Raw genomic sequence first — 12,895 nt, 5'->3', positions numbered from 1 at the left:
AAAAAAAATTCAATTATGCTTCATATTCAGAGATTCGTGTTCAATTTTGCAAGTGAAAATACGTATATCCTTTACAACGACAGTAAAAATGCATGGATTATTGATCCGGGAAACATGAATGAGCAGGAAACCCATGTGATCAGCAATTTTATCACTGAAAATAAATTAAATATTCAGAAAATTCTTTTAACACACGCTCATATAGATCATGTTTTAGGACTACAATGGGCTTTTGATACTTATAAGGTTCCTGTTATTTTACACAAAGACGATCAGGAAGTTTTAGATATGCTTTCGGCAAGTGGCGCAAGATTTGGATTTCAGGTACCTCCGGTTGCCGTGGAAACTACCTATGTAAATGAAGGTGACGAACTTGATCTTGACGGAGAGAAATTTAAAATCTACCATGTTCCGGGACATTCTCCTGGAAGTGTAGTCTATCATAATGATGAGCGAAAGTTCATGATCTCCGGCGATGTTCTTTTTGAAGGAAGTATAGGAAGAACAGATCTATACAAAGGAAACTACGAGCAATTAATAGATGGGATCAAAACCAAGCTTTTTATCCTTGATGATGAAACTCAAGTTTTTTCCGGACATGGAAATTCTACCACCATCGGATTTGAAAAACAGCATAATCCTTTCCTTAAATAATTAAAAAGCCGTCAATAATGACGGCTTTTATTTTATAATGATTTACTCATCTTACTTCCATTTAATATTACATCCCATACTCGGTCTTTGAATTTCTTCCTGTGGTTCACCCAACAAAAGATTTTCAAAAGCAATAATTAAATCTTCTCCTGTTACATCTTTATTATTTCCCGGTCTTGAATCATCCATCTGCCCTCTGTAGACAAGATCCAGCTTTTCATCAAAGAAAAAGAAATCTGGTGTACATGCTGCATTATATGCTTTTGCGATTGCCTGGCTCTCATCATATAAATAAGGAAAATCAAATTTTCTTTCAATCTGGAATTCGATCATTTTTTCCGGAGCATCATCAGGATATTTCTCTACATTATTCGAGTTGATAGCAATAAACTCAATCCCTCTTTCATTATAATCTTCATACAATTCGTTCAGTTTATCAATCACATGAAGAACGAACGGACAATGGTTGCACATGAAGATCACCAACGTACCATTTTCTCCTTTCAGATCATCCAATGACTGAATTTCGTTAGTTTTTGACGGGTTCGGAAGCTCAAAAAACGGTGCTTTTGTACCCAAATCAATCATATTTGAGGGAGTATTCATAACTTTTTTATTTGATCACAAAGATATAGATTTTCTTTGATTATATAAGTAAGCAAGCGTAAAGCAGGAAGATGGAAGTTATACATTTATCATTTAATTGAGCCTGGCTATAAACTTCATTTATTTTTACAATAATTTCAACAATTGACAACTTAAAACTACTTTCAGCTCCCATTCTTACGACATCCAGTCCAACTACACTAGCTCTCAAAAACCTTGCTTTAAAAGTTAAACTTTAAAATTTGTTTGGAAGTTATGATCAAAAGTTTGTAGTTTTGCTAACACTGTTAGTAATAAAAAATCATGGGTCTACATGAACGTCGACAAAGAGAAAAAGAAAATATACGTACCAATATTTTGGATGCGGCTTTCTCTTTAGCAAAAACCGAAGGGTGGGCTTCACTTTCCATGAGAAAAATTGCCGATGCCATTGAATATAGTGCACCGGTAGTTTATGATTATTTTGAAAACAAAGAAGCTATTTTATACGAGATCTCGTTGAATGGTTTCAATTGTTTGCACATAGAATTGTTAAAAGCCCAGAGAGAACACGACGCTCCGGATGAACAATTGAAAGCTATTGTAGATGCCTATTGGAAATTTGCATTTAAAAACAAAGAGTATTATCAATTGATGTTCGGATTGGGAATGCAATGTAGCGGAAAAGGAATGATGAAAGAAGAATTTTCATCTTTTCAGGATATGCTTTACGATTGCACGTATGAAATTATTAAAAAAAGCGGATCAAATCCTGACAATGCCTGTCATATGTCTCATGCGCTGTTTTCAGCGGTACACGGATTGATCTCTATTATGATGATGCGTAACGACGATATTCCTTCTACGATGAACAAGACGACTTTGGATGAAACAGTTTCTGCTTTCATTAAGTCTTTGTAAATTTTTTTTGAACTAAAAATTAACACCGTTAGGATTATTAACACTTAATTAATTTAAACCATTCATTAAAAACGAATTAAAAGAAATGTAAAATTTTAAAACTAATTATTGACAAGCAATTTTTTTTATCTCAATAATTAACACTGTTAGTAAAAATAACACAATTTAGACACCTCATCTTACTTATACTTACATCAACATTAAAAACAATTTTCTATTATGAAATATGATTTTTTCACCTTAATTCTTGCGATTTTATTTCCTTATCATTAACACTGTTCAGAAAAATAACACGCAAAAACATCCAAACCAAAAACATTTAAAATTGTAATCATGTAAACAACAATTTAAGCCAGATTAAGAATTCTGAAATTTTTTTTGAACAAATCATTAACACTGTTAGGAAATATAACAGAATTCAATTTAAAAACAACATTATTTAATTTAACACTTCATTAAAAATTTAAACTCAAAATGAAAATACCTGGAAAAATAAGGTTCATTGTACTTATATCAAGTATTATCCTTTTACAAAACTGCACAAAAGCTGCTGAAGGATCAAATATGGCTCCTCCAGCTCCAGAACTGCCTGTTTATACCGTAATTACGTCTCCAGCTACTACATATCAGGAATTTCCAACCGCTTTGGAAGGAAAAAACAACGTGGAAATCAGATCGCAGGTGGACGGTTATTTAGATAAAATTTATGTGGAAGAAGGCGCTTATGTGAGAGCCGGACAACCTTTATTTAAAATAGATTCAAGAGCATACGGAGAGCAAATGAATATGGCAAGTGCCAATTTACAGGCTGCCAATGCCAACATCCAAAAAGCAAAAGTAGAAGTTGACAGACTGGAACCTCTTGTTGCGGCAAAAGTAGTTTCGGATGTACAGCTGAGAACCGCAAAAGCCAATTACGCAGCTGCTGTTGCAGCCGCTTCACAGGCAAAAGCTTCAGTAGGCAGTGCAAAAATCAATGTTGGATTCACAACCATCACAGCACCGGTAAGCGGATACATCGGAAGAATTCCTTACAAAAAAGGAAGTCTTATTTCAAGAACAGATGCGAGTCCATTGACTTTATTATCTGACATCAGTGAGATCTATGCCTATTTCTCTTTAAGTGAACTTGATTTTATTGCTTTCCAAAATAAATATGAAGGAGCCACTTTAGACCAAAAACTAAAAAATATGCCAATGGTTGATTTGGTGATTGCAGACAACAGCATTTATCCACAAAAAGGAAAAATGAGTATTGTTGACGGACAGTTTGATAAAACTACAGGAGCAATCAGCGTTCGTGCCGTTTTCCCAAATGCAAACGGAGCATTGAGAACAGGAAATACAGGGCGTGTTCGTATGCCGCAACTTATGTCAAATGCAGTGGTTATTCCACAGGAAGCTACTTTTGAAATACAGGATAAAACGTATGTCTATATCGTTGGAAAAGATCAAAAAGTAACCAGCAAACCCATTAAAATCTCAGGAAAAACTGATAGCTATTACTTTATTTCTGAAGGACTGCAACCTGGAGAAAAAATCGTATTCACAGGATTGGGCAGCTTAAAAGATGGTGCTTCCATCAAACCAAAAGCTATTTCTTCTGACAGCTTACTGAAAGCAAAACCTTTGTAATTCTTTTCAGAATACAGAAGACTTAAAAAAATAAACTTCTTATGTTAAAACAATTTATAGAAAGACCGGTACTTTCAACGGTCATCTCCATAATACTCTTATTATTGGGAGCGCTGTCCCTCTTTAATTTACCGATTGCCCTCTTTCCGGATATTGCTCCACCGAGCGTTCAGGTAACGGCTTTTTATCCGGGGGCGAATGCGGAAGTTGTAGCCCGTTCGGTTGCAACGCCTATCGAGGAAGCGGTAAACGGAGTTGAGAACATGACGTATATGACCTCAAATTCGAGTAACGACGGAACCATGTCTCTGACTGTATTTTTCAAACAGGGTTCAGATGCGGATAATGCAGCGGTAAATGTTCAGAACCGTGTATCCAAAGCCATGAGCCAGCTTCCTCAGGAAGTTGTGCAGGCGGGAATTTCCACGCAGAAAGTTCAGAACAGTATGATTATGTTCATGGGATTATCAAGTGATGACCCAAAACAATATGATGAACTTTTCCTGCAAAATTATCTGAAAATCAACGTAATTCCACAGATCCAGCGTATTCCGGGTGTTGCTCAGGCGCAGGTTTTCGGAACAAGAGATTACTCAATGAGACTTTGGCTGAAACCAGATAGATTAGCAGCAAACGGACTTTCTCCACAGGAAGTTTTGAATGCCGTGAAAGATCATAACCTGGAAGCCGCTCCCGGCCGTTTGGGACAGGGAAGTAAGGAAACTTATGAATATATCTTAAAGTATAAAGGGAAATTAAACAAGAACGAGGACTACGAAAACATTGCCATCAAAGCAAACAGCGACGGTTCTTTCCTAAGACTGAAAGATGTGGCAAGAGTAGAATTCGGTTCTTATACGTACACAGCTGCTAACAGAGTGGATGGTAAACCTGTTGCGGGATTTGCGATCCTTCAAACTGCAGGATCAAACGCTAATGAAATCTTAACTGAAATTGAAAAACAGGTTGAACAGATGAAAACGACTCTTCCAAAAGGAGTTGAACCGATCATCATGTACAATTCAAAAGATTTCCTGGATGCATCTATTCATCAGGTGGTTGAAACTTTAGTGATTGCCTTTATCTTGGTATTTATTGTAGTGTATATTTTCCTTCAGGATTTCAGATCTACTTTAATTCCTGCGATTGCCGTTCCGGTAGCGATTATCGGTACCTTCTTCTTCCTTCAGCTATTTGGGTTCAGTATTAATATGTTGACTTTGTTTGCATTGGTACTCGCCATTGGTATTGTTGTAGATGATGCCATCGTTGTGGTAGAAGCCGTTCACTCCAAGATGGAACATACAGGAATGCCTGTAGAGCATGCTACCATGAGCTCGATGAGTGAAATTTCCGGTGCGATCATTTCTATTACATTGGTCATGTGTGCCGTATTTATTCCGGTTGGCTTTATGCAGGGTCCTGCGGGAGTTTTCTACAGACAGTTTGCCTTTACACTGGCAATTGCAATCATGATTTCCGCGATTAATGCATTAACGTTAAGTCCGGCTTTATGTGCAATGCTTTTAAATGATCCTCAAGGTCAGCATGGAGAACATGGTAAAAAGACTGGTTTTGGAGCAAGATTCTTCAACGCATTCAATGCGAGCTTCAACAAGATGACAAGAAAATACATTTACAGTTTAAAATTTTTAATTAAAAACAAATGGGTTGCCATCGGAGGTTTAGCACTTTTAATTGCAAGTAGTGTTTTCTTAATCAATAAAGCTCCGTCAGGATTTATTCCGACTGAAGATCAAGGTTTCGTTTTGTATGCAGTGAATACGCCTCCGGGAAGTTCATTAGACAGAACACACAGAGCAACAGAGCAGATTGATAAAATCATCAATGGGGAAAAAGCAAAAAATCACCTTTGGGTAGCCGATGGAATGAACTTCATCAGTAATTCCAATGCTTCTCCGTATGCAGCAGGTTTCATTAAATTGAAAGACTATGACAAACGTGGTGAAATAACCGATCCGGATCAGATTGCAGCAGGATTAACAGGAAAAGTTGCTCAGGTAAAAGATGCCAATGCCTTTTTCTTCAACTTCCCTACTGTACAGGGATTTGGTAACGTTTCCGGTTTTGAATTTATGCTTCAGGATAAAACCAACGGATCTTTTGAGCAATTGGGAACTACCACTCAGGCATTTATTGGAGAACTGATGAAGCGTCCGGAAATTGCATTTGCCTTTACAACCTATGCAGCCGGAAACCCACAATATACAATTGATGTAGATTCAGACAAAGCCAATCAGCTTGGGGTTTCTATCACAGAATTAATGCAGACCATGCAGATCTATTATGGAAGTAGTTTCGTTTCAGATTTCAACAGATTCGGAAAATATTACAGAGTAATGGCTCAGGCAGATATTCCTTATCGTACGGATGCAAATTCTCTGGAAGGAATTTATGTTAAAAATAAATCCGGCGAAATGGTGCCAGTGAAAACATTAGTTACTTTAAAAAGAACTTTCGGACCTGAAACAGTGACAAGAAACAACTTGTTCAACGCTGTTACGATCAACGGAACACCAAAACCTGGTTACAGTACCGGAGATGCGATCAAAGCGGTAGAAGAAACGGCTCAGAAATCATTGCCAAGAGGTTTCGGATATGAATGGACAGGAATTACCCGTGAGGAAATCAAAACAAGCGGACAGACCACATTCATCTTTGCACTGAGTATCTTGTTTGTGTATTTCTTATTGGCAGCGCAATACGAAAGTTATATTCTTCCGTTTGCGGTTATTTTAACGATTCCTACTGGGATTTTCGGAGTATTTGCTTTCACAGGATTAGCTGGAATTGATAATAATATTTACGTTCAGGTTGGTTTAATTATGCTCGTCGGATTACTCGCCAAAAACGCGATTCTGATTGTAGAATTTGCCGTTCAGAGAAGAAATGCGGGAAGAACTTTACTTGAAGCAGCACTACAGGCATCAAGATTACGTTTAAGACCGATTCTGATGACTTCATTTGCCTTCATCGTGGGAATGTTACCATTGGTTTGGTCACAGGGTGCGGCTGCAAAAGGTAACCATTCTATCGGTATCAGTACTGTTGGTGGGATGTTTACAGGGGTTGTATTCGGGATTTTCATTATTCCTGTAATGTTTGTGATTTTCCAATACCTGCACGAAAAAATGCCGAGCAGAAAAAAGAAAAGACTTCAAAGACAAAAACTGGAGCAAGAACTTTTAAGTCCGGCTCATTAATAAAATGATTGACAAAACTTTGAGAGATTTTAATTTAAACTAAGATTTTAAACGCAAAGATTTATTTATTAGATCCAAATATTGTAAAGGAGCAAAGAAAGCGACAAATCGCTAATGAAGCTGAATGATTTAAAAAGTTCACTTCTTAAAAATCAATTGAATAGATTACAACTTTGCTCACTCAAATATTTTTCACCTTAAAATGTTTCTTTGCATTAAAAAATTTCAGAATAAAAAATAGAGAAGAAACTATTCAAACTATTACATATAAGCAAAGCATTTTCTCCTACTAAAGATTTCTTTGCAACAGCTTCTCAAAGTTTTGTTATCAATTAAAAGCTTATTAAAAAAATTATGAAAAGAATAATAAATGGTATCATCGCTTTCGGACTGGCTTTAGGTTCCGTCTCCTGTGTGTCGAAACTGGCATACAAGGAGCCTGAACTCGACCTTCCCGAAACGTTCAACTATACGGCAACCGCCGATACAGCAAGCGTTGCCAATCTCGAATGGAAAGAATTTTTCAGCGATCCTATGCTGCAAAATCTGATCGAAAAAGGGATTAAAAACAATTACGATTTACAGATTGCCTTAAAACAGGTTGCTTCTTCACAGGAAAAACTGAAACAGGCAAAATACCTTCAATATCCGGATGTTGGCTTCGGAGTTTCTGCACAGATTTCAAAGCCTTCAAAAAACAGCATGAATGGGCAAAGCTTAAACTTATTTTTAGGAAAAAGCTATGTTGAAGATTATAATGCAGCTTTCAACCTGTCTTGGGAAGCTGATATTTGGGGAAAAATAAAAAACCAGCAGGAAGTTTCAAAAATGCAATACCTGCAAACTTATGAAGCAACAAAAGCAATTCAGACACAGGTAGTTGCGGCTATTGCTCAAGGCTACTACAATTTATTGATGCTTGATAAACAACTCCAGATTGCAAAATCTAATTTAGAATTAAGCACAAATACTCTTTCTTTAACAGAAAAATTGTGGAAAAGTGGCGATACAACTTCTTTAGGCGTTCAGCAGGCAACAGCTCAAAAGCAGTCTACAGAACTTCTGATCACTCAATTGGAACAAAATATTGCGATTCAGGAAAATGCATTAAGTATTTTAATTGGAGAAAACCCAAACAAAATCACCAGAACAATTGAAATGGCAGATACTTCTTTACCACAAGATATTTCTGCAGGACTTCCTGCAGCAATGGTAAGCCGTCGTCCGGATGTTCGCCAACAGGAATTGGTATTATTGGAATCAAATTCAGTAGTGGGAATTGCTCAGGCAAATATGTATCCTTCGTTGAAAATTACAGCAAACGGAGGTGTGAATTCATTTAAAATTGATAACTGGTTCCAGATTCCGGCTTCATTGTTCGGATCTGTTTTGGGAGGATTGACTCAACCTATTTTCCAGAAAAGACAATTGAAAACCGATTTAAATATGGCTAAAATCCAGAGAGAGAAAAACGTTTTGGCGTTCCGTCAGTCTGTTTTGAATGCAGTGGGTGAAGTTTCTGACGCTTTGGTTTCTAATGAAAGTTTAAAAGTTCAGGAACAAAAAGCAACCGAACAAGTTGCCACTTTAAAAAATGGAATTAAAAGTGCCGAAATGCTATACAAAGGTGGAATGGCAAATTATTTAGAAGTAATAACAGCTCAGGGAAATTCTCTGCAGGCAGAGCTGAATCTTGCATCCGTAAAAAGACAGAGATTAAGCAGTATTGTAGACTTGTACCGAGCGTTAGGAGGCGGTTGGAAGTAGTAAATTAAAATTATATTGTTAATGGAATGCGGTCTTTCGGGATCGCATTTTTTTGTTGAAATACGATTTTACCTTTCTGTTATTCTGAACGGAACAAAGTGAAGAATTTATAAAATATTTGCAGAGATTCTTCCTTCGTCAGAATGACAATACTTGAACCTTTTCAACCATTAAGAATATTTAAGGTATTAAGTTCATTAAGAAAAATCAGATAGATTTTTAATAAGCATTACCTTAAAAGCAAAGCTCATCTTAATAATCTGAACTCCTAAATAAAAATCTTAATGGTTTAGAGAAAAAAATCTGTGGGAAATAAAATTACAGCAAAGTCTTTTCATCAATATACTCAACCAGCCCATCAAAATCTTCCTGAGAATATCCCAGTTGCAAATAATGAATATCATCCGCCTTTCGGTACCAAGTCAACTGACGTTTTGCATATCTTCTGCTGTTTTTCTTAATCTCGGAAACCGCAAAATCCAAATCCCATTCCCCATCAAAATATTTGAATAGTTCTGAATACCCAACCGTTTTCAAAGCAGTTAAATCTTTAAATTCCTCAAGACCTTTCGCTTCTTCCAACAAGCCTTTTTCCATCATAATATCCACTCTCCTGTTGATTCTGTCATACAATTCTTCTCTGGGTGCTTCAATTCCAATTCGGATAGAATTAAAATCTCTGGAATCTTGTGAAACCGCAATTTGTTGAGAATATTTTTTATTCGTCTGCCAAATGACATCAATAGCTCTTAGAAGTCTTCTGTGATTATGAAAATCGACAACAGCAAAATACTCAGGATCGAGTTCTTTCAGGATTTCCTGAAGTTTTTCAATTCCTTCGTTTTCAAGAATCGCATGTAGTTTTTTCTGGTTTTCTTCATCAGCTTCCGGCAAATCATTTAACCCTTCAATTAACGCTTTTTCATACATCATACTTCCTCCCACCAAAATGACCGTATCGTGATTTTCAAAAAGTTCATGGAGCTTTTTTAAAGCATCTTCCTCATATTGCCCGATAGAATAATATTCCTGAACAGAAAGGTTTCCTATAAAATGATGAGGTGCTTCCGCCAATTCTTCTGCTGAAGGTGCTGCAGTACCGATTTCCATTCCTCTAAAAAACTGTCGGGAATCACAGGAAATAATCTCTGTATTGAAATGTTTTGCCAAATCAATTGCCAATCTCGTTTTACCAATTCCAGTGGGTCCTACTACAGAAATCAAATTTTTCTTTTTCACAGCGCTAAATTACGAAAATGAGTTTATTTAATTTGCTGTAAGATGGAAGTCTGAAGATAGAAGTTAAAACTCGACATAGTTTATATCCATGACAATCTTCTCGCTTCCCGCATCCTACTTCCAACCATTCAACATTAGTCAAACTATACACTTAAATGTTTATCTTTGTACGACAATAAAAAACTATGATTTTATCAATGACAGGCTTTGGTAGAGCCGAAGACGTTTTTGAAGGAAAAAAAATTTCAATAGATATCAAATCACTGAACAGCAAAAGCTTTGATTTGAATATTAAAATTCCTTTGCGTTATAAAGAAAAAGAATTTGAAATCAGAAAAATTCTTAATGATAGAATAATCCGTGGAAAAGTAGACTGCTACATCAATATAGAAAATCTTGAGGAGACCAATGATGTAAAAATCAATAAAGGTTTAATCGAGTCTTATATCAATGAACTTCGAAATATTGCTTCTGACGGACCAGATTTCGAATATCTAAAAATGGCGGTAAGACTTCCGGATGCGATCACTTCCAGACCAGACGAATTGTCGGAAGGTGAATGGGAAGCACTGGCAAAAATTGTTAATAATGCAGTGAATCGTTTCGAGGAATTCAGAAAAACAGAAGGTAAAATTCTGCACGAAGAATTAGAAAGAAATATTAAAAATATTGATAAAAACCTGGCTGAAGTCATTCCTTTTGAAGAAGAAAGAATTGGTTCTGTAAGAGAACGTTATCAGAAAACGTTAAAAGAATTTGAAAATGTGGATGAAACCCGTTTTTATCAGGAAATGGCCTATTTCACAGAAAAATTAGATATTTCTGAGGAAAAAGTAAGACTGACTCAGCACCTGAAATATTATCAGGAAGTAATGGATAATGAAGATTTCAACGGGAAAAAACTTGGTTTTATTTCTCAGGAGATCGGTCGTGAAATCAATACTTTAGGTTCAAAAGCCAATCATGCCCAAATCCAGAAACTGGTAGTGATGATGAAAGACGATTTGGAAAAAATTAAAGAACAAACGTTAAACGTATTATAATTAGTTGTTTGTTTTTGGTTGATTGTTGTTTGTTTTAAAGCTATCAACCAGAAACAGACAACCAACAACCATATGGATAAAGTTATCATATTTTCAGCACCGTCTGGAAGCGGAAAAACTACATTAGTAAAACATTCTTTGGAGGTTTTTGATGAACTGCAGTTCTCAATTTCCTGCACGACGAGACAGCCGAGAGGAAGTGAAATGCATGCTGTAGATTATCATTTTTTAACGCCCGATGAATTCAGAGAAAAAATAGCGGAAGATGCTTTTGTAGAATTTGAAGAGGTATATACTGATAAATATTACGGTACTTTAAAATCAGAAGTTGAAAAGATCTGGAGCCAAGGAAAAGTAGTAATTTTCGATGTAGATGTGAAAGGCGGAATTTCCCTGAAAAAATATTTTGGAGAAAAAGCACTGTCAATTTTCATTGAACCGCCTTCCATTGAAGAGTTGGAACGAAGATTGATTTCAAGAAACACAGATGATGCAGAAACCATCAAAACCCGTGTAGCAAAAGCAGAAGAAGAAATGTCTTATGCTGATGAATTTGACAAAATCGTCATCAACACAGATTTAGATGAAGCAAAAAGAGAAATAGAAAGTTTAATAAAAAATTTTATTGGAAATTAATTAGCTGGGAGACTGAAGCTGGATGATGAAAGTTTGATGACAGTATATAATTCAAACATTTCAACTTCTCACTTCTAATTTCTCACTTCTAATTTCTAATTCTAAAACATTGAGGTTGATATGAGTACCGAAACATTAGAAAAAGCTAAATCTACCATTCCTGTAAAAGGATTTCTGGATATTAAAGATTTGGTAATTCCTCAAGGAGAAGAGCTTGTACAAGCAATTCTTAAATTGAAAGAAGAAAAAAATGCGGTGATCTTAGCGCATTATTACCAACCTGGAGAAATTCAAGATATTGCCGATTTTCTGGGAGATTCCCTGCAACTGGCAAGACAGGCAAAAGATACAAATGCCGATATGATTGTTTTCTGCGGAGTCCATTTCATGGCTGAAGCAGCAAAAATTCTGAATCCTACCAAAAAAGTTGTTCTTCCCGATACAATGGCAGGATGCTCTTTAGCAGACGGTTGCTCAGGAGAAGGCTTAAGAAAAATGCGAGAACAGCATCCGAACGCTTTAGTGGCAACTTACATCAACTGTAATGCAGAAACAAAAGCTGAAAGTGACATCATCGTTACCAGTTCAAATGCTGAAACCGTAATTGAAGCACTTCCAAAAGACAGACCGATTATTTTCGCTCCTGATAAAAATTTAGGAAGATATCTATCTCAAAAAACAGGACGTGATATGATTCTTTGGGACGGAAGCTGCATCGTTCACGAAGCATTTTCAATGGAAAGAATCGCAAAACAATTGGCAGACAATCCGGATGCTAAATTGATTGCACACCCGGAAAGTGAAGAATCTGTTTTGAAATTAGCTCACTTTATAGGTTCGACTTCTGCATTACTGGATTACGTACAAAAAGATGACTGTCAGAGATTTATCATTGCAACAGAAGAAGGAATTCTGCACGAAATGAAAAAACGTGCACCCCATAAAGAATTGATTCCAGCTTTGGTTTTTGACGAAACCTGTAACTGTTCAGAATGTTTCTACATGAAGCGTAATACAATGGAAAAGCTGTACTTATGTATGAAATATGAACTCCCTGAGATTCTGATCGATGAAGATTTAAGACTAAGAGCATTAAAACCAATCGAAGCTATGCTTGATCTTTCAAAAAGCATAAAATAAATCAAAAGCACTGTTTTTCACAGTGCTTTTTTTTTAAATTAAGGTAATTAT

The 12,895-nt window shown here is 36.2% G+C and carries 10 protein-coding genes; 8 read left to right on the top strand and 2 right to left on the bottom strand.

Annotated features, from left to right (window positions below):
• Positions 1–15: 15 nt before the first annotated feature.
• Positions 16–654, top strand: a complete 639-nt coding sequence (locus JI747_RS17260; protein WP_225690117.1) for an MBL fold metallo-hydrolase — start codon at positions 16–18, stop codon at positions 652–654.
• Between the two features lie 51 nt (positions 655–705).
• Here the strand turns inward: JI747_RS17260 and JI747_RS17255 are convergent, their stop codons facing one another.
• A complete protein-coding gene (locus JI747_RS17255; RefSeq protein ID WP_225690116.1) occupies positions 706–1,260 on the bottom strand; it encodes a thioredoxin family protein in 555 nt (184 codons plus the stop codon).
• A gap of 303 nt (positions 1,261–1,563) precedes the next feature.
• Here JI747_RS17255 and JI747_RS17250 point away from each other — a divergent pair, with 303 nt between their 5' ends.
• The 4 genes from JI747_RS17250 to JI747_RS17235 all read left to right on the top strand — a co-directional run bounded on the left by JI747_RS17250 (position 1,564) and on the right by JI747_RS17235 (position 8,786).
• Entirely contained in the window at positions 1,564–2,160 is a 597-nt protein-coding gene (locus JI747_RS17250; RefSeq protein ID WP_225690115.1) for a TetR/AcrR family transcriptional regulator, read from the top strand.
• A 474-nt stretch (positions 2,161–2,634) separates the two neighbouring features.
• Positions 2,635–3,795 (top strand): efflux RND transporter periplasmic adaptor subunit, encoded by a 1,161-nt coding sequence (locus JI747_RS17245; RefSeq protein ID WP_225690114.1) that lies wholly within the window; start codon positions 2,635–2,637, stop codon positions 3,793–3,795.
• A 41-nt stretch (positions 3,796–3,836) separates the two neighbouring features.
• The gene (locus JI747_RS17240; RefSeq protein ID WP_225690113.1) at positions 3,837–7,019 is read left to right on the top strand and encodes an efflux RND transporter permease subunit; all 3,183 of its coding nucleotides are present in this window, start codon (positions 3,837–3,839) and stop codon (positions 7,017–7,019) included.
• A gap of 354 nt (positions 7,020–7,373) precedes the next feature.
• Positions 7,374–8,786 (top strand): efflux transporter outer membrane subunit, encoded by a 1,413-nt coding sequence (locus JI747_RS17235; RefSeq protein WP_225690112.1) that lies wholly within the window; start codon positions 7,374–7,376, stop codon positions 8,784–8,786.
• A 318-nt stretch (positions 8,787–9,104) separates the two neighbouring features.
• On the opposite strand, the gene miaA is transcribed toward JI747_RS17235, so the two are convergent.
• Positions 9,105–10,025, bottom strand: a complete 921-nt coding sequence (miaA, locus tag JI747_RS17230; protein WP_225690111.1) for a tRNA (adenosine(37)-N6)-dimethylallyltransferase MiaA — start codon at positions 10,023–10,025, stop codon at positions 9,105–9,107.
• 185 nt (positions 10,026–10,210) lie between these two features.
• Here miaA and JI747_RS17225 point away from each other — a divergent pair, with 185 nt between their 5' ends.
• From JI747_RS17225 to nadA, 3 genes are all read left to right on the top strand, one after another.
• Positions 10,211–11,068, top strand: coding sequence for a YicC/YloC family endoribonuclease (locus JI747_RS17225; RefSeq protein WP_225690110.1), 858 nt, complete (start codon positions 10,211–10,213; stop codon positions 11,066–11,068).
• A 72-nt stretch (positions 11,069–11,140) separates the two neighbouring features.
• On the top strand, positions 11,141–11,704 hold the full coding sequence (gmk, locus tag JI747_RS17220) for a guanylate kinase (protein WP_225690109.1): 564 nt from the start codon (positions 11,141–11,143) through the stop codon (positions 11,702–11,704).
• 120 nt (positions 11,705–11,824) lie between these two features.
• Entirely contained in the window at positions 11,825–12,844 is a 1,020-nt protein-coding gene (gene nadA / locus JI747_RS17215; protein WP_225690108.1) for a quinolinate synthase NadA, read from the top strand.
• Positions 12,845–12,895: the final 51 nt, after the last annotated feature.

Source organism: Chryseobacterium tagetis, assembly GCF_016735585.2.
In the GTDB taxonomy this organism is placed as follows: Bacteria; Bacteroidota; Bacteroidia; order Flavobacteriales; family Weeksellaceae; genus Chryseobacterium; species Chryseobacterium tagetis.
Note: the sequence above shows the minus strand (reverse complement) of the source record. Positions and strands in the feature narration are given on the sequence as shown.

Bases quoted from the DNA above. Each gene is read 5' to 3' on its own strand.
- JI747_RS17260 (WP_225690117.1), top strand. From the start codon at position 16: ATGCTTCATATTCAGAGATTCGTGTTCAATTTTGCAAGTGAAAATACG.
- JI747_RS17255 (WP_225690116.1), bottom strand. From the start codon at position 1,260: ATGAATACTCCCTCAAATATGATTGATTTGGGTACAAAAGCACCGTTT.
- JI747_RS17250 (WP_225690115.1), top strand. From the start codon at position 1,564: ATGGGTCTACATGAACGTCGACAAAGAGAAAAAGAAAATATACGTACC.
- JI747_RS17245 (WP_225690114.1), top strand. From the start codon at position 2,635: ATGAAAATACCTGGAAAAATAAGGTTCATTGTACTTATATCAAGTATT.
- JI747_RS17240 (WP_225690113.1), top strand. From the start codon at position 3,837: ATGTTAAAACAATTTATAGAAAGACCGGTACTTTCAACGGTCATCTCC.
- JI747_RS17235 (WP_225690112.1), top strand. From the start codon at position 7,374: ATGAAAAGAATAATAAATGGTATCATCGCTTTCGGACTGGCTTTAGGT.
- JI747_RS17225 (WP_225690110.1), top strand. From the start codon at position 10,211: ATGATTTTATCAATGACAGGCTTTGGTAGAGCCGAAGACGTTTTTGAA.
- gmk (WP_225690109.1), top strand. From the start codon at position 11,141: ATGGATAAAGTTATCATATTTTCAGCACCGTCTGGAAGCGGAAAAACT.
- nadA (WP_225690108.1), top strand. From the start codon at position 11,825: ATGAGTACCGAAACATTAGAAAAAGCTAAATCTACCATTCCTGTAAAA.